This window comes from Niastella yeongjuensis (assembly GCF_900110245.1).
Lineage (GTDB): Bacteria > Bacteroidota > Bacteroidia > Chitinophagales > Chitinophagaceae > Niastella > Niastella yeongjuensis.
Window position 1 is genome coordinate 128,495 of record NZ_FOCZ01000007.1, and the last position, 25,172, is coordinate 153,666.

25 protein-coding genes are annotated in these 25,172 nt (G+C 43.5%); 9 read left to right on the top strand and 16 right to left on the bottom strand.

Annotated elements, in window-relative coordinates; genetic code table 11:
• Position 1: 1 nt before the first annotated feature.
• Positions 2–2,356 (bottom strand): ABC transporter permease, encoded by a 2,355-nt coding sequence (locus BMX95_RS19505; protein WP_081204144.1) that lies wholly within the window; start codon positions 2,354–2,356, stop codon positions 2–4.
• Positions 2,357–2,680: 324 nt separating this feature from the next.
• On the opposite strand from BMX95_RS19505, the gene BMX95_RS19510 reads away from it, so the two are divergent.
• The 3 genes from BMX95_RS19510 to BMX95_RS19520 are packed head-to-tail and all read left to right on the top strand — an operon-like array spanning position 2,681 to position 8,668.
• The gene (locus BMX95_RS19510) at positions 2,681–4,048 is read left to right on the top strand and encodes an MFS transporter (protein ID WP_081203985.1); all 1,368 of its coding nucleotides are present in this window, start codon (positions 2,681–2,683) and stop codon (positions 4,046–4,048) included.
• Positions 4,035–5,900, top strand: coding sequence for a glycoside hydrolase family 13 protein (locus BMX95_RS19515; RefSeq protein WP_081203984.1), 1,866 nt, complete (start codon positions 4,035–4,037; stop codon positions 5,898–5,900). The genes BMX95_RS19510 and BMX95_RS19515 overlap by 14 nt, the downstream gene beginning before the upstream one ends.
• Before the next feature lie 50 nt (positions 5,901–5,950).
• Positions 5,951–8,668: a glycosyl hydrolase gene (locus BMX95_RS19520; RefSeq protein WP_081203983.1), complete on the top strand. Its 2,718-nt coding sequence runs from the start codon at positions 5,951–5,953 to the stop codon at positions 8,666–8,668.
• Between the two features lies 1 nt (position 8,669).
• On the opposite strand, the gene BMX95_RS19525 is transcribed toward BMX95_RS19520, so the two are convergent.
• Entirely contained in the window at positions 8,670–8,861 is a 192-nt protein-coding gene (locus tag BMX95_RS19525; RefSeq protein WP_081203982.1) for a hypothetical protein, read from the bottom strand.
• A gap of 283 nt (positions 8,862–9,144) precedes the next feature.
• On the opposite strand from BMX95_RS19525, the gene BMX95_RS19530 reads away from it, so the two are divergent.
• On the top strand, positions 9,145–9,795 hold the full coding sequence (locus BMX95_RS19530) for a hypothetical protein (RefSeq protein WP_133054065.1): 651 nt from the start codon (positions 9,145–9,147) through the stop codon (positions 9,793–9,795).
• 14 nt (positions 9,796–9,809) lie between these two features.
• Here BMX95_RS19530 and BMX95_RS19535 read toward each other — a convergent pair whose 3' ends face one another.
• Both BMX95_RS19535 and BMX95_RS19540 read right to left on the bottom strand, forming a co-directional pair.
• Entirely contained in the window at positions 9,810–9,998 is a 189-nt protein-coding gene (locus BMX95_RS19535) for a hypothetical protein (RefSeq protein WP_081203980.1), read from the bottom strand.
• A 101-nt stretch (positions 9,999–10,099) separates the two neighbouring features.
• A complete protein-coding gene (locus tag BMX95_RS19540) occupies positions 10,100–10,501 on the bottom strand; it encodes a cupin domain-containing protein (RefSeq protein ID WP_081203979.1) in 402 nt (133 codons plus the stop codon).
• A gap of 569 nt (positions 10,502–11,070) precedes the next feature.
• Here BMX95_RS19540 and aqpZ point away from each other — a divergent pair.
• Positions 11,071–11,778: an aquaporin Z gene (aqpZ, locus tag BMX95_RS19545; protein WP_081203978.1), complete on the top strand. Its 708-nt coding sequence runs from the start codon at positions 11,071–11,073 to the stop codon at positions 11,776–11,778.
• Positions 11,779–12,018: 240 nt separating this feature from the next.
• Here the strand turns inward: aqpZ and BMX95_RS19550 are convergent, their stop codons facing one another.
• From BMX95_RS19550 to BMX95_RS19570, 5 genes are all read right to left on the bottom strand, one after another.
• The gene (locus BMX95_RS19550; RefSeq protein ID WP_081203977.1) at positions 12,019–12,753 is read right to left on the bottom strand and encodes a hypothetical protein; all 735 of its coding nucleotides are present in this window, start codon (positions 12,751–12,753) and stop codon (positions 12,019–12,021) included.
• Entirely contained in the window at positions 12,750–13,067 is a 318-nt protein-coding gene (locus BMX95_RS19555) for a hypothetical protein (RefSeq protein WP_081203976.1), read from the bottom strand. Before BMX95_RS19555 ends, BMX95_RS19550 begins: the two co-directional genes overlap by 4 nt.
• 223 nt (positions 13,068–13,290) lie before the next feature.
• Positions 13,291–13,797, bottom strand: coding sequence for a hypothetical protein (locus BMX95_RS19560; RefSeq protein WP_081203975.1), 507 nt, complete (start codon positions 13,795–13,797; stop codon positions 13,291–13,293).
• Between the two features lie 191 nt (positions 13,798–13,988).
• Positions 13,989–14,432, bottom strand: a complete 444-nt coding sequence (locus BMX95_RS19565; protein ID WP_081203974.1) for a DUF4265 domain-containing protein — start codon at positions 14,430–14,432, stop codon at positions 13,989–13,991.
• Between the two features lie 81 nt (positions 14,433–14,513).
• Positions 14,514–15,203, bottom strand: coding sequence for a hypothetical protein (locus tag BMX95_RS19570; protein ID WP_081203973.1), 690 nt, complete (start codon positions 15,201–15,203; stop codon positions 14,514–14,516).
• Between the two features lie 394 nt (positions 15,204–15,597).
• Here BMX95_RS19570 and BMX95_RS19575 point away from each other — a divergent pair, with 394 nt between their 5' ends.
• Positions 15,598–16,356, top strand: a complete 759-nt coding sequence (locus BMX95_RS19575; protein WP_081203972.1) for a hypothetical protein — start codon at positions 15,598–15,600, stop codon at positions 16,354–16,356.
• Here BMX95_RS19575 and BMX95_RS19580 read toward each other — a convergent pair.
• Positions 16,353–16,748 (bottom strand): winged helix-turn-helix transcriptional regulator, encoded by a 396-nt coding sequence (locus tag BMX95_RS19580; protein ID WP_081203971.1) that lies wholly within the window; start codon positions 16,746–16,748, stop codon positions 16,353–16,355. The two genes, BMX95_RS19575 and BMX95_RS19580, sit on opposite strands and share 4 nt — an antisense overlap.
• Before the next feature lie 141 nt (positions 16,749–16,889).
• Here BMX95_RS19580 and BMX95_RS19585 point away from each other — a divergent pair, with 141 nt between their 5' ends.
• The 3 genes from BMX95_RS19585 to BMX95_RS19590 all read left to right on the top strand — a co-directional run bounded on the left by BMX95_RS19585 (position 16,890) and on the right by BMX95_RS19590 (position 19,715).
• Positions 16,890–17,993, top strand: a complete 1,104-nt coding sequence (locus BMX95_RS19585; RefSeq protein ID WP_081203970.1) for an alkene reductase — start codon at positions 16,890–16,892, stop codon at positions 17,991–17,993.
• Between the two features lie 75 nt (positions 17,994–18,068).
• Entirely contained in the window at positions 18,069–18,206 is a 138-nt protein-coding gene (locus BMX95_RS35015; protein ID WP_165759094.1) for a hypothetical protein, read from the top strand.
• Positions 18,207–18,503: 297 nt separating this feature from the next.
• Entirely contained in the window at positions 18,504–19,715 is a 1,212-nt protein-coding gene (locus BMX95_RS19590; protein WP_081203969.1) for an epoxide hydrolase family protein, read from the top strand.
• 78 nt (positions 19,716–19,793) lie between these two features.
• On the opposite strand, the gene BMX95_RS19595 is transcribed toward BMX95_RS19590, so the two are convergent.
• The 6 genes from BMX95_RS19595 to BMX95_RS19620 form a co-directional block, all read right to left on the bottom strand.
• Positions 19,794–20,567: a hypothetical protein gene (locus BMX95_RS19595; RefSeq protein ID WP_081204142.1), complete on the bottom strand. Its 774-nt coding sequence runs from the start codon at positions 20,565–20,567 to the stop codon at positions 19,794–19,796.
• A gap of 105 nt (positions 20,568–20,672) precedes the next feature.
• Positions 20,673–21,392, bottom strand: coding sequence for an outer membrane beta-barrel protein (locus BMX95_RS19600; protein ID WP_133054064.1), 720 nt, complete (start codon positions 21,390–21,392; stop codon positions 20,673–20,675).
• A gap of 5 nt (positions 21,393–21,397) precedes the next feature.
• A complete protein-coding gene (locus tag BMX95_RS19605) occupies positions 21,398–21,952 on the bottom strand; it encodes a DUF4136 domain-containing protein (protein WP_081203967.1) in 555 nt (184 codons plus the stop codon).
• A 25-nt stretch (positions 21,953–21,977) separates the two neighbouring features.
• Complete coding sequence (locus BMX95_RS19610) at positions 21,978–22,859, bottom strand: OmpA/MotB family protein (protein ID WP_090519530.1); 882 nt, start codon at positions 22,857–22,859, stop codon at positions 21,978–21,980.
• Positions 22,860–22,998: 139 nt separating this feature from the next.
• Positions 22,999–23,829 (bottom strand): hypothetical protein, encoded by an 831-nt coding sequence (locus tag BMX95_RS19615; protein ID WP_081203966.1) that lies wholly within the window; start codon positions 23,827–23,829, stop codon positions 22,999–23,001.
• Between the two features lie 280 nt (positions 23,830–24,109).
• Entirely contained in the window at positions 24,110–25,171 is a 1,062-nt protein-coding gene (locus BMX95_RS19620) for an amidohydrolase family protein (protein WP_242673245.1), read from the bottom strand.
• Position 25,172 lies beyond the last annotated feature (1 nt).

Sequence of the window (25,172 nt, forward strand, 5' to 3'; positions counted from 1 at the left end):
TTCATTCCGTTTTCAAACTTTTCACCGGTTTCATCATCGCGGCTTTAATGGCCTGAAAGCTTACCGTTAGCAGTGTGATCAGTAAGGCGCCAAGCGCGGTCGCTACAAAGATCCACCACGAAATTTCGATCCGGTACTGGTAATCCTGTAACCAGTTATGCATAGCGTACCAGGCAATCGGTATCGCGATCAATAAAGAGATAGTTACCAGCAGGGTAAATTCCTTCGATAACAAATGCCATAAATTAAATAGGGAGGCGCCCAACACTTTACGGACACCAATCTCCTTGGTGCGTTGTTCGGTTATAAAAGAGGCCAGTCCGAATAAACCCAAACAGGAGATAAAGATGGCGAGGCTGGCAAAGAAGGTAGCGAGGTTGCCTATGCGCGTTTCATTCGAAAACTTTTGAGCATACTCGTTGTCGACAAATTTGTATTCGAACGGGTTGCCCGCATTATACTTTTTAAACACCGGTTCTATTTTCGCCAATGCCTGATGAATGGGGGTGCCCGGTTTTATTCTTATAGTAATAATGCCCAGATAACCATCGAGGAAGAAAATGGCTGGCGGAACGGGTTCATAAGGCGATTGGGTAACCATATTATCAACAACGCCCACCACGGTATAATTTTTATCGCCGTATTGAATGATCTCTCCCACAATATTTTTTAACCCGGTTGTTTGTGCCCCGGCTTCATTTAATACAACAGATCCCGAATCGGTAGGAACATCCGAATAAAAATCACGTCCTTCTTTTATGTGCCAGTTAATGGTTTTACCAAAATCAGGCGATACGGTTACTGTTCTGTAAAATACTACCTGGGCGGGATCTTTTCCGCGCCAGTTGATGCCGTTATTATTGGGGAAATAAGTAGCAGAATGGCTTGAGCGGGCCATTTGTTCTACCACACCCGATTGCAGCAGATCTGTACGTATGGCGTTATAATTCTTCCGCAGTTCCGGTGTTTTCATGTTAACGGTGATCAGTCCGGCGCGGTTATACCCAACAGGTCTGTCTTTGGCATGATTGATCTGCAGAAAAACAACAATGGTGCAAATGATCAGTGTTACCGAAACGGTGAATTGAACTACCACCAGTATTTTGCGGGGCATACTGGCAAAGCGTCCCGTTTGTATAACCCCTTTCAACACTTTTACAGGTTTGAAACGGGACAAATAAAAAGCCGGGTAACTGCCGGCAATCAGTCCGGTAAACAAAATAAAGCACAATGCCAGTGACCAGAAGACGGGGTTCGTCCACCGCATGGGGATCTCTTTATCGGCCAGGTTATTAAAGAATGGCAGCGACAATTGTACCAGCATGATCGCCAGGAAAAACGCCAGGCAAACAACGATCATCGATTCGCCCAGGAATTGGGTGATCAATTGTATGCGCAGCGATCCGATTGTTTTTCGAATGCCTACCTCGCGGGCGCGCACAGTGCTTCTGGCGGTAGAAAGGTTCATGAAGTTGATACAGGCAAGCAGTAATACAAACACGCCCACAATACCAAACAACCATACAAAATCAATGCGGCCGCCCACCGCTTTACCCTGTTTGAATTCAGTATATAAATGAAGTTTATCAAACGGGTGCAGCATGATCTCTTCTTTGAATGCTTTTATATACGGTGTGGGAATGGCTTTTATCTTTTCATTTAAGGCAGGGAGATCAACCTTGTCGTTCAATTGTATAAATAACTGGCCGCAGTGGTTATTCCAGGAGGTTTGTTTGTTTAACCAGTTTGCTTTGTTCTCCCAGGGCAAAAGCACCTGAACATTGTAAAAGTTGGTGTTGCGGGGCAGGTCTTCAAACACCCCGGCCACCTTCAGATCGAACTGGTTGTTTAGTCTTATGATCCTATTCAACGGATCGTTGCCGGCAAAAACAGCATTGGCCAACGATTGGGAAATGAGTACCGAAGAAGGGTCTTGTAAAGCCTGTGCGTTACCACGAACCAGAGAATAGGTGAACATACCGGGAAAATCAGGTTGCACCCACATCCCTTTGCGATCGAATTTTTTATCACCAGCCTCCACTAAAAAATCGTTTTCCCAACTGGCCAGGGATACATATTTGAGATCCTGTCCATATTTTGAACGCAATGCTTCGCCCACTGGCATTGCTAAGGAATTGTCGGTATAGGTTTCGCCCTTATCGGTTTGGTTACACAGCACCTGTGCCAGCCGGTCATGGTTGCGAAAATGCCTGTCGAACGACACTTCATCCCAGATCCATAAACCTACCAGCAGAGCTACTGCCATTCCGGTTGCCAGCCCGGTGATGTTGATAAAGGAATGCAACTTGTTTTTAAGCAGGTTACGCCAGGCGATTTTTAGATAGCTTTTAAACATGGGATGCGTTTTGGTGTGACGTATAACCAGTACCATAAAAATGCCGGAAGCTATAAGGGTAATTATCAGTAGTATACAATTATTCTGATGTATGAAACTGTTCGGTTTCGATACGGACACTGTACGGAAAGGCAGAAGGCAGAGTGCAGAAGGCAGAGTGCAGAAGGCAGAGTGCAGAGGGCAGAGGGCAGAGGGCAGAGGGCAGAAGGCAGAGGGCAGAAGGCAGAGGGCAGAAGGCAGAGAGGGTATCAACTTGTCAACTGATCAACTTGTGAACTTGTCAACTTACTTTTCGTATCTTACACGTACTCAAAGCGATTGCATATGGAACCATCCCCGATAGTATTGGATACCGAAACGGCCATTCAGTCAAAACCCCATTTTAACTTCTGGCAGATCTGGAATATGTGTTTCGGTTTCTTTGGAATACAGTTTGGCTGGTCGTTACAAATGAACAACATGAGCGCTATTTATGAATACCTGGGCGCATCGGCCGAACAAATACCCGGACTGTGGCTGGCAGCACCCATGACCGGCCTGTTGGTACAACCGATTATCGGCTATCTCAGCGACCGTACCTGGCACCCCACCTGGGGCCGCAGAAGACCTTTCTTTTTGATCGGCGCCATCCTGAGTTCACTTGCTTTATTTATCATGCCCAACGCTTCTGCCATCTGGATGGCAGCGGGTACGCTGTGGATCCTTGACTCATGCATCAATGTTAGTATGGAACCATTCCGTGCCTTTGTAGCCGACAACCTCAATGAGCAGCAGCGTCCCTTTGGGTATTCAATGCAAAGCATGTTTATTGGGGCCGCCGCGTTTATCGCCGGGTTCTTACCCGGTATATTGGTGAACTGGTTGGGTGTTTCTCGGGAGAAAACCGCGGGCGGCATTCCACAAAACATTATGTGGTCGTTTTATATAGGCGGCATTATGTTCCTCACAGCGGTATTGTATACCGTGTTCAAAAGCAAAGAATATCCACCCACCGATCCCAACTGGCGCGAACGGTTGAATGCAGAACATGGCGGCGGTTTTAGCGGCGCTGTAAAAGAGATCACGGCCTCTATTTTTCAAATGCCCGTCCAAATGAAAAGACTGGCGCTGGTTCAATTCCTTACCTGGCCCGGTTTGTTCCTGATGTGGTTTTACTATACTACCGGCGTGGCCCGCGATATTTTTAAAGGCGATCCTGCTACTTCAAATAACCTTTACACGCAGGGGATAGAACACGCCAATGCCACTTCCTCCATTTTAAATCTCGTTACCTTTTTGTTTTCCCTCACATTGTCTTTTTGGGTAGCCAAACTGGGCAAAAAAATGACACATACTTTTTGTCTGCTCATTGGCGGCATTGGTTTATTCACCGTAAAATATATCAGCGACCCTTCTTTGTTATATGTATCCATGAGTATGGTGGGCATTGCCTGGGCCTCTATTTTGTCGATGCCATACTCCATGCTGGCCGGACATTTACCTGAAAACAAGATCGGTATTTATATGGGCATCTTTAATTTCTTTATTGTATTGCCCGAGATCATTGCCTCGCTTTTTTTTGGAAAGATCATGGAAAACTTTCTGCACAACGACCGGCTGTTGGCGGTGCAGATCGGGGGCACCTTACTGATGGTGGCAGGAATTGTTTGTGCTTTAATTGTAAAAGAAAAAACTCACGATGATCTGCTGTAGAAAATTATTGGTGCTTATAAGTTGTTGTTTATTGGTGTTGGAAACGTGGGCTGTTGATAGTTTGAAAGTATATCCCACCCATTGGTGGACAGGCATGAAAAATACAAAGCTGCAATTGCTGGTGCATGCCACCAATATCAAATCGGCTGGCCGCGTTGCGCTGAAACCATATGCCGGGGTGAAAATGACCAGCGTAAGTACGTACGCCAATCCCAATTACCTTACTATTTATCTCGATATCGGCAAAACCACGGCGCCCGGGCTGCTTACCTTTACCTTCCATAATACTACTGCGGTTGTGGCGCAATTGACGTATAGCCTCCAGCCACGAAATACCCAAAACGGCAAAACCCGCATCAAAGGCATCAACAGTTCCGACCTCATATACCTGATTATGCCCGACCGCTTCAGCAATGGCGATACCTCCAATGATCGTATTGCGGGATTGAAAGACCAAAGCCTTGACCGGAGCAATTATTTTAAACGCCATGGCGGCGATCTGAAAGGCATTCAAAACTACCTTGGTTATCTACAGCAACTGGGCGTAACAGCCTTATGGCTGAATCCCGTACTGTTAAACGATATGCCCGATCGTACGGAACATGGTTATGCCTTTACCGATCACTATACCATCGATCCGCGGCTGGGTGGTGCCAGCGCCTATCGGGAACTGATTGACAGTTTGCACAAACGCGGTATGAAGATCATTCAGGATGCCGTATACAACCATGTAGGCATCGAACATTTTCTGTATCGCGATCTGCCAGATAGCAGCTGGTTTCACTGGTGGCCCGTGTATACCAATACCACGTACAAAGACCAGGTGCTGATGGACCCGTATGCTGCTCAGATCGATAAAAAAAGAATGAGTAATGGCTGGTTCTCACCCGTAATGCCCGATCTGAACCAAAACAATCCGCAGGCGGCCAGCTTTCTTATTCAACATGCAATTTGGTGTACCGAAGAATTCGGGCTCGATGGCTGGCGCATAGATACCTATGCCTACAACGACCTCGATTTTATGAACCGGTGCAATAAAGCCCTGCTCGATGAATACCCGCAATTACATCTGTTTGGCGAAACCTGGGTGCATGGCATTCCCAACCAGAGTTTTTTTGCCCGTAACAAATACGATATCCCGTATAAAAGCAACCTGCCGGGTGTAACCGATTTTCAACTCAATCTCTATGGCATTGTACCGGCATTGACCCAGGCAGTTGGCTGGACGGAAGGCGTGAACCGCCTGTACCTCACCACCACCAATGATTTTGTATATGCCGATCCCGGGAAGAATGTGATCTTTCTCGACAACCACGATATCAGCCGTTTTTTCAGTGTAGTAGGCGAGGACATCGCCAAACAAAAAATGGGCATAGCCTGGCTGCTAACCTTCCGGGGCATTCCGCAGTTGTATTATGGCACAGAGATCCTGATGAAGAATTTTGCCGATCCCGATGGATTGGTACGACTGGATTTTCCCGGTGGCTGGTCCGGCGATGCCGCTAATAAGTTTGAACCGGGCGGCAGAACACCCGCCGAAAATGATGTGTACAATTATGTAAGAACGCTGGCCAATTATCGCAAAACATCCCCGGCATTAACAACAGGAAAACTGATGCAGTATGTGCCGGAAGACGGCGTGTACGTCTATTTCCGCTATACCGCGGTACAAACCGTCATGTGTGTCATGAACCCTGCCGATCAGGTAAAGGAAATAGACATGCACCGGTTCGGGGAAAGAACAAAGCCATTTACCAAAGCCAGGAATATAATCGACGGCGTTACCGCAGACATTAATAACAAATTAAAAGTGCCAGCCAAAACACTATGGGTGGGTGAGTTGCTTCCCTGATCCTGATAGTACAGGAAGGTGTACCATTCTAATTCCGCTATATTAGCCACATGTTACGAAAAACGATCCTTGCCTGCTGTATAACAGCACTCACATTACCCGTTTCTGCACAAACAAAATGGCCTGCAATAAACCAGCAAACCCGTCCCTGGACCCGATGGTGGTGGATGGGCAGCGCGGTGGATGAAAAGAACATCAGTACCTCCTTACAGCAGTATAACCAGGTTGGTTTTGGTGGGGTAGAGGTTGTTCCCATCTATGGCGCCAAAGGCTATGAAAGCCGTTATTTAAAGTATTTATCACCCCAGTGGATGAAAATGCTCGATCACACGGTTCAACAATCAAATGCGTTGAATATGGGCGTATACATCTCGGTAGGTACAGGCTGGCCCATTGGCGGGGCAGATGTTACTATCCAGGATGCTGCCTCCAAACTGATCGTTCAGCAATATGAGTTGAAAGCAAACACTCCTTTTACTGAAAAGATCATCGTTAATGATCCCAAACAAACAGGGTTTGCCGCATTAAACGCTCTGATGGGGTATAAGAAGAATGGCGTGGCCATCGATCTTACCAGTAAGCTGGATGCCAGTGGTAACCTGCAATACACCACAACCGATGACCTGAAATTATATGCGGTATTCACCGGCAAAACCCGGCAGGCGGTAAAAAGAGCCGCGCCGGGTGGGGAAGGATATACCATCGATCACTTTTCCAAAGCCGCTACAGCCGACTATTTTAAGATCTTCGATACCGCGTTTGGCAATTCCTCACATGGTGTAAAAGCATTTTTTAACGACAGCTACGAAGTATACAATGCCGACTGGACGCCCGACTTCTTTACCGAATTCCAAAAACGACGCGGTTACGACCTGCGGCAATACATCAACCTGTTTATTTCCGATGCCGTAAATGATACCGTTGCGCGATTAAAATCAGATTACCGCGAAACCCTGGCCGACCTGATGCGGGAAAATTTCAGTACCGTTTTCACCCAATGGACCAATAAACGAAATACCCTGTCGGTAAACCAGGCGCATGGTTCACCCGGCAACCTGCTCGATCTGTATGGCGCTTTCGATATTCCTGAAACAGAAACTTTTGGCAGCAGTTATTTCCCCATAAAAGGATTAAAAAGAGACAGCGGCGACATCCGCAATGTTGACCCTGATCCCAATATGTTGAAGTTTGCTTCCTCGGCCGCACATGCCTATGGCAAACCATTGACAAGCTGTGAAACCTTTACCTGGTTAAGCGAACATTTTAAAACAGCCTGGAGCCAGTGTAAACCTGAAGTAGACCAGGTATTCCTGTCGGGCATCAACCATGTATTTTATCATGGCACCACGTTTACGCCTGCCGATGTAAAATGGCCGGGCTGGTTGTTTTATGCTTCGGTAAACTTTGTGCCCGATAATTCATTATGGCCACACCTGAAGGGTTTGAATGAATACATCGCGCGTTGTCAATCGGTGTTACAGGCCGGTGAGCCGGATAATGAAATACTTATTTACTGGCCGGTGTACGATGTATGGCACAATGCAAAAGGGATGGACATGCCGCTGAAAGTGCATGACGTAGACAAATGGCTGCACCCAACCAATTTCTATAAAAATGTAGTGGGTTTGCAAAACGCCGGTTACTCACTGGATTTTGCATCGGACAAAATGCTGGCACAGGCAAGTGTGAGCAATGGATTGGTGAGCGTAGTTGCCAAAGGTGCCAAACACAAAGTATTGTTGGTGCCGGCCTGTGAGAAAATGCCGGTGGCTACTTTGAAAAATATCATCAGACTGGCCGCAGCAGGCGCTACGGTGATCATGGAACAATTCCCAAAGGAGGTGCCCGGATTTAATAATCCTGAAAAAGGGAACCAGGAACTGAATGCATTGATTGCTGAAATAAAGAAAGCGAAAATTATTACCGGGGATGTTGCCAGCTCATTAAACACCCTGAAGATTTCGCCCGAACCAATGGCAGCCAAACAACTGAAATTCATTCGCCGTCAAACTGCAGAAGGGAAATATTACTTCATTGTAAACAATACTGCCAACGATATCGATGAAAAAATAGATTTGCAAACACCAGCCGCTACCGTATTACGCATGGACCCTCTGAACGGCGCCATCAACGTGTTGCCAGGTGAAAAGAAAACAAACGCCACTTCAGTAAGACTGCAATTAAGATCAGGCGGGTCCGTCATCTTAAAATTATCGAACAAGGCAGAAACAGCACCCGCTTATAAATACAGTGCACCAGCCGGTGAAGCCATCAATTTACAAAACAATACCTGGACGTTGCGTTTTGCAACAGGCGGTCCGCAATTACCAGCCACCAAACAAATGACCGGGATTAAACCCTGGACCAGTTTCACCGAAGATTCCACCACCCAGTCATTCTCAGGAACAGGGATGTATACTACCACCTTCACTATCAAAAACAAAGCAGCAGATTACGTATTGCAATTGGATAAGCTGTATGAATCGGCCAAAGTGATCATCAATGGCAAGGATGCGGGTTTGATCTGGAGCCTGCCGTATGAATTGAAAGTGGGCAGCTTGCTGAAAGAAGGCAACAATACCATCAGCATAGAAGTGTGTAACCTGATGGCCAATCGTATTCGCGATATGGACCGTAAAGGGGAAGTATGGCGCAATTACCACGAGATAAATTTTGTGAACATCAACTACCAGAACTTCGATGCCGGCAAGTGGAAGGTGCAGCCATCGGGCCTGGACGGAGCTGTACAATTGATCCCGTTGAAATAAATTACGACAGGTAAACGGGCAGCAGGTTGGTCAGCGTTCCTTTAAATATTTTTTTTACATACAATTCCTGCCGTTCAACGGCAGGTTGTATGATGGTTGTAAACCATTTTACCATATCGTTTTCACTCCATTGGTTTGCTAAAGTTTTGGAGATTACCATTACTTCAATGTAATTGTTGTTGTTTTTTTTCATGTTTTGTGTCTTTAAAATGACCTTACAAAGATGCTTCATAAACCACCCGCCGGGCGTACACAGATTTCAGCATTTCTTGCAAAATTCTAAGAACGGCGGGTGGTTTATGAGAAGCTGCAGGAAGACAATTGAGAAAGCAGTTGCGTGACAGAGGATTATTATCTTGCCAGCATTTATAAATTCGGGCAACTCGGCCAGCTGTTTTTTTGGAAAGATTGAGAAAATAACAAAAATTGTTTTTGTCTACTTCGCCAGGTTATTTCTTAATACTTCAACCAGAATTATGAAAAGCATTTTTATGCTGTCAGCAAGTTTACTGACAATCTTTTTGGCTACCTGCAAATCGCCCAAAGAATCGGCTGGTGTTTGGATAAACAAAGAAAAGATAAAGGACAAAACGTATAGCAATCTTTTTATTCTGGTGGTAACGGCAGATATCCAGGCAAGAGTGAAGCTGGAAGGTGATCTGTCGAAAATAGCCACGGCAAGGGGCTTAAAGAATGTTAAAAGTGTAGACGTAATGCCGTTTGATATCCAGAATCCTAAAAAACCTACTAAAGAAGAAGTGGTTAGTAAGATAAAAGAAAGTGGTTGTGATGGCGTGTTTCTTGCCTCCTTATTAAGAAAAGAAGACCGGGTAAAACATACAGAGGGAACAACTGCCTACGCACCCATGACCAATTATACCCCTGCAGGTAATTATTATGCTTACTATAGTGGGGCGTACACCACCGTTTCAACGCCATCCTATTTTACCAATGACAAGGTCTACTTTATGCAAAGCAATTTGTATGATGCTGCTACTGAAGAAAAGATGTGGTCAGTCGATTCTGAAATTTTTAATCCTGCAGATATCAATGCATTCAGCAAGTCATATACTAAGACCCTCATTTCCCAATTGCAAAAAGCAAGGCTGATAATGAAGAAGAAATAAGTTTAATCTTTTTATCACGACAGATGAATAGGGGCGTCGTTTCTTAAAATGCCGGCAAACAGTTTCTTCGTATTTTTCTCCTGATGTTCAATCGCAGGCAGAATAGATGTTGTGAACCATTTTACTAATTCACTCTGACTCCATTTAGCAGCCATTGTTTTTGAGAACATCATTACCTCAATGTGGTTGGTATTGTCTTTCATATTTTTTGTCTTTAGATGACGGTCCAAAGTTCAAGACAATTCACCAGGCTATTGCGTGACATGCCTCACTTTTGACCGGGCAATTGTTTTTGTGATCCTTGTCACAAGACCTTAACCAGCGGTTTTCCTTTTTCAACAATGTATGTTGCCAGCTCTGCACCATTTGTTTTACCCACATTTTTGGCGGTATGGGCTACGCCGGCTGGAATGAACAGTACTTCGCCTGCTTTGAGCGTCACCGGTGGTTTGCCTTCCAGCTGGTATTCGAGTTCGCCTTCCAAAACGTATATGACCTCTTCGCCCGGATGGTTATGTTTGGCAGCCGTTACTCCTGGTGCAATGTCAACGCGCACCTGTACCATTTCCCGACCGGGTATACTGAGGTCATGTTTTTGTAAGTCTGTACGTTTTATGCCTGCCTGTTGCGCGAAGGACGTGCCGGTGAATACAAATAACAGGACTATAAGCGTAGCGATGGTGTTGTTAAAAATATTTCTTTTCATATTCTGGCTTTTTGTAAATGTACAATCCCGGTACAGCGTTCGCCAACAAGTATCTGCCCGGGTAGGCGAATTACCACCTGAACTATACAAAAGTACATGCAAAACAGGCAGGTTGTGGCAAAATGGGATCAGCTTGTGTCAAACCTGGGACGGGCTTCGGAAAGATCCGGTACGAATGACATTTGCTATCGGTAATTCCCCATTTCAATTGACGGAACCGGGACGAACAGCAACATACCCGGGATGAATGTTGTTAATAGGTCTATATACTGCCTGAACCATGTGTCGTCCATGTGTGAACCATGTGTGCGTCATTAGGGAAACATAAGTTTTGACACATGGTTCACACATAGATGAGGCCAGGTTCACACATGGGATACTAATATTTAACCGTAAAATGACACCAGAGTTGCTATTTCATTGTAAACTTGTATCTCAATTACACGCATTCTCCTGAAGAGATCCATTCCGTTTCCTGGCTTCACCCTGCCCATCTAATTCAAATTTCAAGACAAAAGATCGTTACTCTATTAAACTGGTAGTTTCATTATAAAACTTAAATAAAGATCATGAAGAAAAATATTGCGGAATTCATTGGCACTTTCTGGCTGGTGTTCGGAGGGTGTGGCAGCGCTTTACTGGCTGCTTCTTTTCCTCATTTAGGAATAGGTTTTGTTGGTGTGGCTATTGCTTTTGGTCTTACAGTACTTACTATTGCTTACTCAATGGGCCACATTTCAGGGGCCCATCTTAACCCGGCCGTCACTATCGGTCTTTGGGCTGGCGGCAGACATCCGGCGGGTGAGGTACTGCCCTATATCGTTTCACAAATTGCAGGAGGCCTTGCCGCTGCAGTAGTTTTATATTTTATTGTAACAGGCAATGGATCGTCTATAGGAACCTTTGCCGCTAATGGGTATGGTGAATACTCTCCGGGGAAATACAGCCTTCCGGCGGCATTTGTTACAGAGACGGTAATGACGTTTATGTTCCTTATGATCATTTTAGGCGCAACAGATGAAAGAGCACCCAAGGGTTTTGCAGGTATAGCAATAGGGCTTGCCTTGACTTTAATTCACCTGGTAAGCATCCCTGTTACCAATACATCTGTTAATCCTGCGAGGAGCATTAGTCAGGCTGTATTTGTTGGTGGATGGGCGATTGCACAATTATGGTTATTTATTGTTGCTCCGATACTGGGTGCCTTAATTGCAGGAGTTGCCTATAAGTACTTAAATGAAAAAACAACTTTAAAGCTGCCCGCTGCCCTGGAATAGTCATGATATTTTTATGAAGTATTATTTATTCCTAATGTGCGCCGGCAGCTACCCCGATTAAAATTTACATGAGCCTTCAGGTCATTGGATTTGAAGGCTCTTTTTGGTTCGAAGTATTATTGTTGAAATGGATTTTCATTATGTGGCACTCAACTAAATATGAAATTCTTTGGGTTTGCCATTGTTCATAACAATTATCATGGATGATAATTGTTTGTCTGATGTTGGAGACCGTATTTATTAGTCTGTCCAATACTTTAATTGAAATTTAGAAGTGTCCAGCTGGAAGTTTGTCTTTTTAAAAGTAGCGCCATTGTTCAAAAAAACGAATAACGAATCTTTTCTTGAAATTTTTGTAGTGTCATCCAAATCCTGGTCAACGTCTTTTCGTCTTGTAATTATATCAAGGTTTTTATCGTTGTTTAAGTCTTTAACCCAGGCATCCTGAACGAAATGCCAACCTTCGTCACCAAAAGCATCTGTCAAATTAGTTACATCAACAATTTTCTTTTGCGAATTGTCCCAAGTGTATAAATCAATTGCAGTCTCACTATATTGGCTGGGTCGTCTAATAATTAATCCAATTTTTGTATCTGTAATTTTAAACTGGAAGCAGCTGAAAAAATGATATGAAGTGTCTGCCATAACAGGATCAATATTATTGTCAAACTTCAGATACTTGTAAAAGGATGTAGGGATTTGTTTGCCTTGAAATTTGTCTGTAGTTAGTGTGTCGTCAGGTGAATAAATATGTAAATCGACTGTACTTATTTCGGGAAACAGTCCTATAAATAAAATTGAACTATCAACAGTTTGTGATTGAGAAACAGTCGGTGAATTTGTCGCTTGATTTGCACATGAGGTCAATAAAAAAAATGTTGTTAAAATAAGTAGAATGTGTCTCATAATATTATCTAATAATAAAGGTAAGAAGCCGTTGTTGCTGACCGTTGTATGTTTTGGTTTTTCGATCACAGTTTAGTTTTCAAATATTCGATTGTACATTTAGTTATGATGTCTTTAACCATATTGACTTCCATGTAACTTGCCAGGTATTCCCATGCCTTGCCTATACGTCCTTCGGCAAAATATCCATACTCTTTTCCTGCGTCAATCAATTGTATGTCTACCGGGGATATATCGGGATTTTCAGAAATTGCAAATGACCACTCGTCCCATCTTGCTCTAAAATAAAATGGAAAACCGTTTATGGTTCCATCTGACTGTACTGGCGCGGACCCATATATTTTACCTTTCAGATTTAGGTCGTTGTTTTCAAATTCTTCCATGAATATCTTAAGAGATTTGGTATTGAAGTCTCAGGCTGTGTTCTGCAAGGAACAATCACAAAATTATTAGATTATGTACAACAGTTGGAAATGTTTTGCTGTCATTCCATACCGTCGCATCGAAATTCATCATGTATTTCATTCATTCAGATGCTTATAGCTTATCGCTGTTACTTTTCAAACGGCCTTGCAATCTCAAGAACTATTGTATCGTCAATAAATTTTAATTTTGTCCCCAAATCTTCTCCATCAGGTTATTGTTGTGAATGTATTCAGTTGTGTCAGCACCTCCTTCAATAACAAGTCCAGTCTTATTGTTTATTATAATTTGACGCTTGCGTACTATGTCCTTATTTAGTTTAAATTGATCAGCGCTTAAATCAAGCTCCTTTAATTTATTGTCGGTGTCTATAACTTTGATGCTTCTTATTGTATTTATTTTATTCAGGAACTCAAAGCTCTGGTCTATTACACTCGAAGGGCTTAAAATGGAGAATCGTAATGAGAAATTAGTAACAACCCTTTTTTCTGGAGCCAATAGAATATTTAGTTCTGTCAGACCGAGATCCGACCTTATTTCAAAATAGAAATTTCGATATGTGTCAAATGGTTCAGTATTGGATTTTTGGGCGAGAAAAGTGGCTCCTGCACTCTCAATAATGTCTTTTATGTCTGTTTGGGAAACAGGGTTTTTAAAACAGACCTCTAGTAAATATGATTCAAGTCCCATTATAAGTTATCTTTTATCCTTCTAATTCCACCATTTATTTCTATTGCTCGCTGTCCTGTTTATTCGCTGGTGTTTCTACAAAATATACAGCACAGCAAAAAACATACAGTAAGCACCTGTCCTGAACGCAATTAGAATATTGGTTTGACCTACCACGGCGATTGCTGTGGCTTTTCTATATCTGATATTTATTAGCTTCTATGAATCTGACTTAAACAAGCTTCTTTAAAATTCCACCTGTTTTCCATTTGCCCTTCCATTAAATACTCTTTAAATCTAACATATGAAACTTCAGAGGGGACATCAATGGAAATATAATTTTTTCTATGACTACCTTCCCAATCGCATCCAAATCCCAATATTTCATTTTCAATCATCGACTGATGATCCTTATCAAATATTATCATTTGAATTGTACTATGGCCAGACTCTTCAATTAGTTCATCAAAATAAAGAACGCCACCATCATCCTCAACTTTAACGATATCACCATATGCAATATTGGGCGCAAAAAAAGCCACATTCAATATTTTATAGTAATCACCAATTTTTTCGGCCCACATGCTTTCAGTCTCTGTTGCACCTTCAAGGCTTGAATAAACAAAGTGAACTTTATAATTGCTATTATTATCCATTCAATACCAATATTTCATAATAATAATTCTGTCGCCTTATCCCCTTACCGGGGTTGTCAGTATTGTAGGTAAGGATGCTATTTAATACACATATTCTTTCCACTTGTCCATGTATTTTGTTTCTTTCCAAAGTATATTATTATTGTCAAAATTTACTTTTAACAGATGATCATGTCCAATATGTTCCTCTAAGAATAATGCTAAGTATTCAAAGTCTCTTGTTATTTCATCTGCATCTTTTAAATTGTCTATAACAACAAACGTTTTACACCTGGTACAACAAACTTCAAAAACGGCTCCTGTTGCTGGTTGTTGCTGGTCATTCGTTGAATCGTAAATGATCGTTTCCTCGTTTTTTCTATAATTCTCAACGTACCTGTCGAAGCAGGCATCATTGCAAAACCACAAATAGGAGTTTTTCTTTACGTCGCCGTTCAGCTTTCGGAGTTCTTCGTCATCGTCAAGCTTTTTTGAACAACCTGGACAATAAAAGGCTTTATTAAACCAGGAGTCAAAACAAAAAGTTCTTGACAAAATATCTTCCTGCCATTCTAATTTTGTATCATCACTATACCAGGGAATATCAATCGTTCCATCGTTTGTTAACAGTAAGTTTCCATTTATATTCTTGTCACACTGTGAGTGAAGAGATAAAAATCGTTCGACATCTTCATTTTTAATTTGAAAACCTTTCCATTTGTATGGTTTCTCTGAGCCAAGCCAAATTTGTCTTTTGCATTTTAAGCATCCAATATTCCATTCTATACCCATAATTTGAACTAAAATATGTGGCTAAATTAAAAAATAAAGCTGTTAATCTATATAAAACAAAAAAGGACCGTCCCATTTCGGCTGAGCCGAGACGAGATGGTCCTTTTCCTGAGGTTCCGAGCAGATTCGAACTACTGTAAAAGGTCTTGCGGACCTTGGCCTAGCCACTCGGCCACGGAACCTTGAATAACAAGATGAAACTACAAAATGATATTAATTTTTACCGGCAAACCTGACCAGGATCATTAAAACAACGCATATTAATTTTCGGTTAAATAGTCACGTGTGCAATCAGTATCGCCATCGTATTTTTCCGTAGTAGATTTAATAAACGGCCACAGATTTTTGAATTACAAAGCCTTTTTATATTTTACAGGCCGTAACAATAAATCCGATGAAAAACCTGATCATAGCCTTACTTACATTAAGCCTTTTTTCCTGTGCAGAAAACAAAAAAGACAAGATAGGTCCTATTAAAAAGGAGATCACTCCTGTTAGAAAAGACAGCAGTGTTGCCGCCGTTACACCGCATTATGATGGCCGCTGCAACATCGATAATGAAGTTGCCCAGCTGGGTATTGGAATGGTCAGTGTACCCCTTAAATTTTCCCTGTACGACGATAGTTTACTAAGAGGCGAACCGCAACTGGTAGACATGTACGAAAAATATGACAGCCTGAATAATGTTTGCTCCTGCGTATTTGATCCGGAGTATGGGTTGATGCATTTTGCCTGTACCGGTAAAACAGACAGGGCCTATCGCGTGCTGATCAATTATTCACAGGTAAAATGGCTGCCCCGGGAAAAAGATTATCAATTTAAAACCTGGGAACAATATATTGAAAGCTCTTTTGGCATCAGACGTAAAACTACAGCCGATTCATTGAGAACCCCGATTGGTCTTGTAAGAAAAGAACCAAACGACGTGGCTGATACCATTTCCATTCCAGCTGGTCAGGAAATGTTTTGCGCCATGCAGGTTAAAGGCGACTGGGTAAAAGTACAATACGACTGTTTCTACAATAATGCAAACAATCCCAACGAAGGACAACCCTGCCACAACTATATAAACAAATGCACCAACCCGGTTACCGGCTGGTTGCGCTGGCGGCAGGATAATAAACAACTGATCGATATCTTTTTAATGCCCTAACAAACTTTCCGTCTCTTTTCATCCAGTTCAGGTAGTACAGGCGCATCTTTTGCAATCACAGTTTGCAGATAAGCCCGGTTGTTTTCGCCCCATTGGTTCATGGCGTTGATGATGGGCAGTAAAGAAGCGCCCAGTTCCGTAAGGGAGTATTCTACTTTAAGGGGCAATTGATGGTAGATCTTTTTTGTAACGATACCATGTTGCTCCAGTTCTCGCAATTGTACATTCATTACCCGTTTGGTAATATCGGGTATGGCACGTAACATGTCACTGGGGCGCTTGATGTCGATAGAGATGGCCTTTAATAACCCGGCCTTCCATTTTCCGTTCAACACCTCTTTGGTGAAATGTAAACCACATTCCATTGGGCGTGGAATTTTCCTTTCGTACATCTTCCTTTTGTTTGCACAAAGGTAAAATTTAGTCCCTATATGTGCCTGGGGGATAAAATTATCACCTGCTGATCAATTAACCCCTTATTGTTGAGCCCATTGGGTGCTGGTAGTTTTGCGGCATCAACAAAGTTATATGTCATGTCACATCCGAATCAGCCGCTTTTTTCTTCCTATCAGTTAGGCGATCTTGAATTAAAGAACAGGGTTATTATGTCTTCTTTAACGCGGGCAAGAGCTACTAATAAAGAATTGGCGCCAACATCTTTGATGGCTACGTACTACGCACAGCGTGCTTCAGCCGGCCTCATCATTTCTGAAAGCACCTGGGTGAGCGCCAAAGCCATTGGCTTTGTACATGTTCCCGGTATCTTTACGCCCACGCAAGTGGAAGGTTGGAAAGAGGTTACCAAAGCAGTACATGCCAATGGTGGAAAGATCTTTTTACAAATGAGTCACAGCGGCGCTGCGTCTCATCCTGATTTTTTTGAGGGGGACATCCCGCGTGGGCCTTCTGCGATCAATCCGCAGTTAACGACCTATACACCAACGGGACCTAAAGATACGGTTACGCCGATTGCTTTTACAAAAGAGGAAATTAAACAAACCATTGATGATTTTGAGCAAGCCGCTTTCAATGCAGTGGTTGCAGGTTTTGATGGGGTGGAACTGCATGCGCAGATCTTTGCATTGATCCCGCAATTCCTGAGCATGGCAACCAATCAACGTACCGATGAATATGGCGGAAGCATCGAGAACCGTGCCCGGTTGTTGTTTGAAATACTGGATACGCTTAAACAGGTTTGGGATAGCAAACGGATAGGCGTGAAGTTTACTCCCACCGCTTTCAACCCCGGTATTTTGCAGCCAGATGAACATACCATTCCAATGTTTCAATACATACTTGAAAAACTCAATGAGTATGACCTGGGTTATCTTCACCTGGTAGGGCCAGCTACCGATCTTACCGGTACAGCTATTGAACAAATGCAGGACATTTACTTCCGTCAGGCCCGGGATGTTTATAAAGGAACATTGATGGCCAACCGGGGATTTACAGGTGAAACGGGCAATAAGATCATAACGGATGATCATGCTGATCTGGTGTCTTTTGGAATGGATTTCATCGCCAATCCAGATCTGGTAAAACGCCTGGCCAACAACCTGCCATTGGCCAAACCAGACACCACCACGTTTTATGCCGGTGACGAAAAAGGGTATACCGATTACCCATATTTAAGTTAGATTACAAAAAAATCTATCGTTTTTCTGGAGAATAATCTGACGTCTACCGACGAAACAAACAGCAACCTGAAAACATTGCTGAAAGAAAAAACCCAGTTACGCAACTACCTGTCGTACGACGAATTTATTATGGATATCCTGGAAAGATACCATATCGTATTGGAACAATGCCGCCTGTTGATAGGGGAGATCTCCAAAGAAGTGAAAGAATAACAAACTACTTATAATATCATAACAAAGGAGGCGGGCAGAAATCCCCGCCTCCTTTATTATCAGGAAAAGTATTTTTCAGAATTTGACATATGTCAGTGCATAAATAAAGCGTGGCAATTTTATAAACTGTAGTTTCGCCCAACAATTATCCAACACAACCGCTCCCGCCGTTACCTGCTACCACCTAAACGCAACATGGAAATATACAGGATGCAAAAAGCCTTCTCATACACTTCTGCACTTACATATTGGTAGATGCTGAGGAGGCTTCTTTTTTCATATTTAAAACATAACATCATGAGCACAAGTCAAACTTCTGCCGTGCCTAAAATGGCATCCAGTGAGTCGCTCAGACCCTTTCAGTTCCTGGTGCCGCAGTCTGAACTGGAAGATCTTATGCGCAGGGTAAAGGCAACGCGATGGCCCGAAAAAGAAACAGTGAATGATGCTTCGCAAGGGGTACCCCTGGCAACCATGCAAAAAGTGGCGGGTTATTGGACAAGCGGCTATGACTGGCGTAAAATTGAAAACAGGATCAATTCCTTTCCCAATTTCATTACAGAAATTGACGGGCTCGATATTCATTTCATGCACATTAAATCAAAACATGCCAATGCCATGCCGGTGATTATCACCCATGGATGGCCCGGCTCTGTTATTGAGCAAATGAAGTTGATTGAACCATTGACCGATCCTACTAAATATGGTGGTAAAGAAGAAGACGCTTTTGACGTAGTGATCCCTTCCATGCCGGGTTATGGTTTCTCTGGCAAGCCTACCACTACAGGCTGGGGCCCTGAACGTATTGCCAGCGCCTGGACTGTTTTGATGAAACGCCTGGGCTATAACCGGTATGTTGCCCAGGGCGGTGACTGGGGCGCCATTATAACCGATTTAATGGGCGTACAGGCTGATCCTGCATTGGCGGCCATTCACCTGAATATGCCGGGTGCTGTTCCGCCAGAGATCGATAAGCAGTGTTGGGCCGGTACAGTTCCCGCTGGTTTACCGGCCGACGAAACAAAAGCCTGTCAGGAACTGGTTGATTTTTATAAAGTGGTGTACTATGCTTTCTTTATGGGTACACGGCCGGAAACACTTACCGGCATCTCGGATTCACCCATTGGCCTTGCCTCACTTTTGCTGGACCATGATCCAAAAAGCACGGCACTCATTGCCCGTTCTTTCGACGGAAAAAGCGAAGGCATTTCCAAAGATGATGTGCTCGATAACGTATCGCTTTTCTGGTTTACCAACACGGGTATTTCTGCTGCCCGACTCTACTGGGAAAACAAGCTTAACTTTTTTGCACCTAAAGGGGTAAAAATTCCTGTTGGGGTGAGTGTTTTCCCCGATGAGTTATATCCCTGTCCACGCAGTTGGGCCGAAAAGGCTTATCCAAAATTGATGCACTTCAATATAATGGAAAAAGGCGGCCACTTCGCTGCTTTTGAACAACCTAAATCATTGGTTCAGGAAATGCGTACCGCATTCAAATCGTTACGCTGACATTTAGTAAATAGAAAAAGGGACGCGTCGTTGCTGCACGTCCCTTTGTTTTTTCTGCTCCTTTAATAAACCTGCTTGTTATTTTTTCTTTTGCTTTGGGGTGCAGCCGCCAAAACAGGCAAATGGCGGGGTAAACAACATAATACCGAATTCGAATCCCGCGCCTTGCGTGCCGTTGAATTCCTGGCCGTAGGTCAATGCAAATACGGCATGCTGGCTCGGTTCCCAACGCAACCCGATCTTATATTCGGGCATGGTACCAGCTTCCCCAGAAGCCCCAAACACTTCGCCCACAATAGATGCTTTTGGCCCAAAAGGATACCAGGCCGCACGGGCTGAGTAAGTAAAAGCCCATGCCGCATGTTCACTACTATCGCCATAATTAATGGTCGTGCTTACGCCGGGCATCAGGTCTACCGACAGTTTATTATTAAAAAAAGGAATAGTGCCCGGTGTATTGATCCAGTATGTTTTAAAAGCATCTTTCACCCGGAATTCTGCATCCAATGTACCTGGTCTTGTTCCGGTGCCGGCCTTGGCGGCAAAACCACCGGTTTTAGCCTTGTTCTCATAAAACATGTATTTGGCATACAGGGATGCCGAATAGCCATCATTGGTAAGCGGGTCGTCATCGTTATTATACAGGTAGGACGCAATGGTGAATTCCCATTTGGGAAACAGGGAATACGTGGTCATAAGCATGGAACTGCGTTTGCCAACAGTTGGAATGATGGTAATGGTGCCCCAGGGTTTCGACAGGTAGCTATCGGAGTTATATTGCTGGCCATTCATCGCCGGGGATATCAGACAAATGCATCCTGTAATACAACCTATAAGCAAGATCCTTTTCATGTCATTTTGCAATGTTTTAAAAAAGGGGAAAAGCATAACGCTGTTCCCCTTGCACCAACTGCATACCTGAGAGAAAACTAAACCCTGAAATTAATCTTCTCCCGCTCATTTTGAATTGCTATTACTACCGTTTATCGTTTGCTTTTTTCCGCCTATTTGAATATATAAGTTTACCTGGAATGACCTTGCTGCATTGGTTCCTGCATCGGCGGGATACAGATCAACCAGGCCCCAGAAATAGCGTACCCCTAATTTCAATCCTTTCCCTTTACTGAACTGCCACGAGGTGCCGGTGGCCAGTCCAAAATCGAAAAGGGTGGTTGATTCCTTCATGTCTTTTTCGAATACCTGTTCTCCCAGTTCATGATCGGCCTTTAAAAAATCCATCGCTTTTGTACGTAGCGTTGCTACTGGTCCCGCTTCCACATTCAGGTATTTCCAGATGCGGTATTGAATACTGGTGTTCAGCCCCACGTAGGAGATGCTTCGTTGCAGACTTCCATGCTGGTAAATGGAATCGAGCGTGGCATCTCCCAGCGTATAAACCGGCAGGCCTTTGGCACCCAGTTTATATTTTGCCAGGGCATCGAACTGCAGAAAAAGCCGCTCCTTTAATTTGAATGTCAGAAAAATACCCAGGTTGAAATTGGTCTGCGCATCGGATTCGGCATAACCCGTTAAATTGTTCCATGCAGGGCCCAGCACCAAACCAAAGGTCATTTTATCGGTGTTCAGTTTGTCGCCAAACAAAATTGAGATCAGGATCTGCGAATGAAGGTTGGCCGTTATCAAAAAGCAAATAACCAGCACTGTTATCTTTTTCACATCACTCACTTTCCTGGCTTTGGCGGAAAATCTTTCATGATCTTTTCTACCGCATATTGAATGAACTTATCGGGGTTTTTGGGTTTTGAATCGATCTCGGAATTGCCAACACCCTGCCACAGCAGTTTTTGGGTTTTGTTATTTACTACATCGATGATCAGCGAGCCATCCGTATAATCGTACGTACTGAAAGTGGTAGATCCGGCACCCCAATACCCATATGGCCTGTAAACACCACCATAACCATAATAGTTGTTATTAGCGGTTACGGAAGTTTTGGTTTTTGATACCGTCACTGCATTTACCAGCAGATCGGCGGCATCTGCGCCCACTTCGGTGTACCCTTTGGTCTTCATGTTTTGCACAATGGCATTCCTGATACGCTCTGCATTCAGCTGACTTACCTCGCCTTTGGCGGCAATGTCTGTCATCGTAAATGTTTTGTGGGAAGTAAAATCGGCTGCGCGATCATAATCTACATTCACCTTTACACTGGGCGCGCAGCCGTAGTTTGCCTGTAATAGAAACCATAGTCCCAAACCTATATAAATGTATTTCATGGCTTACATGGTTGAGTATTCACAATTATTGTTTTGGTTCCAGTAGCTTGAAGAACTGATCAAGTTCTGGCAGTATTACGATGCGTGTTCTTCGGTTGGTGGCCCGCCCTTCCGCGTTGTCGTTCGACGCTATAGGTGCATACTCACTACGGCCGGCAGCGGTTATGTGAGTAGGATCGAGGCCATATTTCTTTTGCAATACCCGAACAACCGCGGTGGCTCTTTTTACACTCAGGTCCCAGTTATCGACCAGGGGCGGCTTGTTGTACTTTACATTGTCGGTATGGCCTTCTACCATAAAATCAATGTTAGGCTGGGCCTTTAACACCGTGGCCACTTTTCCCAGTACCGTCTGGGCTTGCTGACGAATATCATATTTCCCACTGGTGAAAAGTAGTTTGTCTGAGATGTCGATAAATACCACCCCTTTGTCTACTTTTATATTGATGTCTTTGTCGTTGAGATCTCCAATGGCGCCTTTCAGGTTCAACACCAATGCCATATTCAAAGAGTCTTTACGGGCCATTTCCTTTTGCAGGTCGGCGATATAAATATCCTTGGCGCCGATATTTTCCAGCGACTGTTTTATACTGGCGGCCTGTGTGGAGGTGAGCACTGAAAGGCCTTCCAGTTGTTTTAACATGGTGGTGTTGTTCTCCTTTAACTGATCTACGTGTTTTTTTAAATTTGAATTCTCATCCTGCAGCGAGGTATTGGCTTGTGTTAATTCTGCAGTTTTGTCATTACAGCCTTTAAGGTCAGTTTCCAGTTTCTGGTTTTTGCCAGACAAGGCATCATAATTTTGTTGTGCCTCGGTTTTCATTTTATTGAACTTTTTGTTACTAACGCAACCAGAAAAAATGAGCGTGATCATTAAAAACAGACCAGTGATTTTAAACAGGGACATACAGCATGTGGTTTTAAGTGGTTGGGTGAGTTCATTACAAAATTACAGGGCAAATTGAATTTTCAACCCGTTTAACGGTATAGTGTGTGTTATCTAACGTGCCCAAAAATAAAGAGAATGTATAGCCGTATTGGATATGCTAGCTTTCGTTTACCAGGTATTGCGCCTGAATAATGGTTTGCTGACAGATCTCGTCCTGAATGTCGAAAAGGTTGGTAGGAGTGACTTTACTTTCAAAGATCTTCGACCATATTTGTTTGTAATTGCGGCTGTCGATGATCTGGATGTTAATGCGGATCTTGTTCTTTACGTACTGGGTTCCGCCGGTAATAATATGGTTGAAACCAACCATGGTGCCCAGCTCTTTTAGATCGAGGTACTTCGTAGCAAGGTTCTTTATGGCCTGGTAAGCGATCACTGAAACTTCGTTCAGTTGCGACAGCGTGGTACACATTTGTAAACAAAGACTGTCGTTAAATGCTTTGATCAATTTGCCGTCAGAGGTACAGATCAATGGCATAATAGCAAAGATCACCGGTTCATAATCGGGAATGGCTGGTTCCCTTTGACGGGGTGGGGTGAGCAAATTCTTTTCGTCGATCCATTGTTGCCGGTCCATAAAAACAGGCACATACTTGCCTTTGGGTATGCCAATAACGATCTGATCGTTAAAACCCATTCCGGAATAATAATGCGTGAGTGCCTGTCGCAGCCTGCCGGCATGAATGCGTACAATACAATCTTTCTGCGGATTAAAACTAACTGGTTTTTCCAATACATGTAGCGCAATCGTATATTCCTTTATACAATGTGCACTACCAATAAGCGTTTCATGAACAATATAGGATAAGAATTTTTTCAGGATCTCCGATTTGCTAAAATCAGGATGCACGAATATTTTATCCAATTGGTCGGCAATGGAGTCGTAACTAAACGGTTTGTTAGCTACAAACGGAGTCGGGAAGTTCATAGTCAGGTTTTTAATAAATAATAGAATAGGCACTAAAAAAGTCAGCCAAATAATTCAATAGGTTACACTTGATTGAATAGGTGAAATGATTTTGAAATGAATTTCAAAGCCCGTTGTTCTCACAAGGAGGGAGGGAGAGTTCTATAATGCCAGGGCACTGCGGGTGAATAGGATAGTAAAAAATAATAAGAAAATATTGAACTGGCAAATTTTGAGCGAATTATCCATTGGGTTTTAATCGTATTAATGCAGTTCGCCATACAAGTATATGATTATTTTTTTAATTATTGGTATGTGCCGCTTCCCATTTCCGAACTTCTTGACGGGCATTATCAAAAAGCCGGGCATAGTTGCCCTTCAACAGTTTGTTCTTCGCGTCGGGTGTTAGTTGCTTTAATAATGGCTCATACATATAATACACTTTCAAATATTTCTCCTGTGTAGCGGGCGCTACTTCGTCTGTACCCATCAAAAACCGGTCTGGGTATTTATTAATAACTGCGGCGGTAGCCTTTATGGTTTCCGGAGTGGCAACAACATATTTGGCTACTTCATCCCAGGAGATGTCGATATGTACATGTTTTAATACAGGATCGCTCAACACTACATCGAGCATTTTAAGCTGGTCCTGTACAGGCTGCACAACGCGGCCCAGGCCGCAATGCGCCCAGATGATAGTTGTGTTGGGATGACGCTGAAAAAGGCTGCGGATCTGTTTCAGCAAATATGGCTCCTGCCCGGGTTTGGGATAGGGCATATTGATATCACTGTGTAGTAACACCACCAGTCCTGCTTCTGCGGCGAAATCCAGAATGCGGTCAAGGGCCGGGTTGGTGAGGGAGGCTACTTCGCCGGCCACTTTCGAAGAAACGAATTCCTTATGAATGGTAAACTCGCCAATGCCTGAGAATACCCCCGGGAATACTTTCAATACCCGTTTGATGTGATCGGCTGCATACATGTCGGTGGGGTTGAACCCGGTGATCATGGGGTCGAAGAGTTTTTGTTCTTCTTTGCTTAGGCCTCGATAAGCCATGGCAATGTATGCATCGGTAAAAGAGTAATAATATAAAGGTGCATCAGTGGCCAGGTAATAGGTGGGGGCAAAATCACCGGTGTTGCCATAAGACCATTCCTGTTGCAAAGGGATACCGAACAAGGTGCTTCGGCCCACTTTTCCTTTCATTACCTGTATGAATTGTTGAACGGTTATTCCTTCCTGCACATAGTTGGTTAAGTGAAAGTGCGAATCATAAAACCAGGAAGTGTCTGCGGTTGTGTTGGTTTGCGCCCTGGTAGCTAAAGGCACCAGTAGTATGAGCGCATATATTGGTTTCATCATG

What these genes read in the sequence shown, in the direction of transcription:
- BMX95_RS19505 (WP_081204144.1), bottom strand. Translation starts at nt 2,356, where the DNA reads ATGTTTAAAAGCTATCTAAAAATCGCCTGGCGTAACCTGCTTAAAAAC.
- BMX95_RS19510 (WP_081203985.1), top strand. Translation starts at nt 2,681, where the DNA reads ATGGAACCATCCCCGATAGTATTGGATACCGAAACGGCCATTCAGTCA.
- BMX95_RS19515 (WP_081203984.1), top strand. Translation starts at nt 4,035, where the DNA reads ATGATCTGCTGTAGAAAATTATTGGTGCTTATAAGTTGTTGTTTATTG.
- BMX95_RS19520 (WP_081203983.1), top strand. Translation starts at nt 5,951, where the DNA reads ATGTTACGAAAAACGATCCTTGCCTGCTGTATAACAGCACTCACATTA.
- BMX95_RS19525 (WP_081203982.1), bottom strand. Translation starts at nt 8,861, where the DNA reads ATGAAAAAAAACAACAACAATTACATTGAAGTAATGGTAATCTCCAAA.
- BMX95_RS19530 (WP_133054065.1), top strand. Translation starts at nt 9,145, where the DNA reads ATGAAAAGCATTTTTATGCTGTCAGCAAGTTTACTGACAATCTTTTTG.
- BMX95_RS19535 (WP_081203980.1), bottom strand. Translation starts at nt 9,998, where the DNA reads ATGAAAGACAATACCAACCACATTGAGGTAATGATGTTCTCAAAAACA.
- BMX95_RS19540 (WP_081203979.1), bottom strand. Translation starts at nt 10,501, where the DNA reads ATGAAAAGAAATATTTTTAACAACACCATCGCTACGCTTATAGTCCTG.
- aqpZ (WP_081203978.1), top strand. Translation starts at nt 11,071, where the DNA reads ATGAAGAAAAATATTGCGGAATTCATTGGCACTTTCTGGCTGGTGTTC.
- BMX95_RS19555 (WP_081203976.1), bottom strand. Translation starts at nt 13,067, where the DNA reads ATGGAAGAATTTGAAAACAACGACCTAAATCTGAAAGGTAAAATATAT.
- BMX95_RS19560 (WP_081203975.1), bottom strand. Translation starts at nt 13,797, where the DNA reads ATGGGACTTGAATCATATTTACTAGAGGTCTGTTTTAAAAACCCTGTT.
- BMX95_RS19565 (WP_081203974.1), bottom strand. Translation starts at nt 14,432, where the DNA reads ATGGATAATAATAGCAATTATAAAGTTCACTTTGTTTATTCAAGCCTT.
- BMX95_RS19570 (WP_081203973.1), bottom strand. Translation starts at nt 15,203, where the DNA reads ATGGGTATAGAATGGAATATTGGATGCTTAAAATGCAAAAGACAAATT.
- BMX95_RS19575 (WP_081203972.1), top strand. Translation starts at nt 15,598, where the DNA reads ATGAAAAACCTGATCATAGCCTTACTTACATTAAGCCTTTTTTCCTGT.
- BMX95_RS19580 (WP_081203971.1), bottom strand. Translation starts at nt 16,748, where the DNA reads ATGTACGAAAGGAAAATTCCACGCCCAATGGAATGTGGTTTACATTTC.
- BMX95_RS19585 (WP_081203970.1), top strand. Translation starts at nt 16,890, where the DNA reads ATGTCACATCCGAATCAGCCGCTTTTTTCTTCCTATCAGTTAGGCGAT.
- BMX95_RS19590 (WP_081203969.1), top strand. Translation starts at nt 18,504, where the DNA reads ATGAGCACAAGTCAAACTTCTGCCGTGCCTAAAATGGCATCCAGTGAG.
- BMX95_RS19595 (WP_081204142.1), bottom strand. Translation starts at nt 20,567, where the DNA reads ATGAAAAGGATCTTGCTTATAGGTTGTATTACAGGATGCATTTGTCTG.
- BMX95_RS19605 (WP_081203967.1), bottom strand. Translation starts at nt 21,952, where the DNA reads ATGAAATACATTTATATAGGTTTGGGACTATGGTTTCTATTACAGGCA.
- BMX95_RS19610 (WP_090519530.1), bottom strand. Translation starts at nt 22,859, where the DNA reads ATGTCCCTGTTTAAAATCACTGGTCTGTTTTTAATGATCACGCTCATT.
- BMX95_RS19615 (WP_081203966.1), bottom strand. Translation starts at nt 23,829, where the DNA reads ATGAACTTCCCGACTCCGTTTGTAGCTAACAAACCGTTTAGTTACGAC.
- BMX95_RS19620 (WP_242673245.1), bottom strand. Translation starts at nt 25,171, where the DNA reads ATGATGAAACCAATATATGCGCTCATACTACTGGTGCCTTTAGCTACC.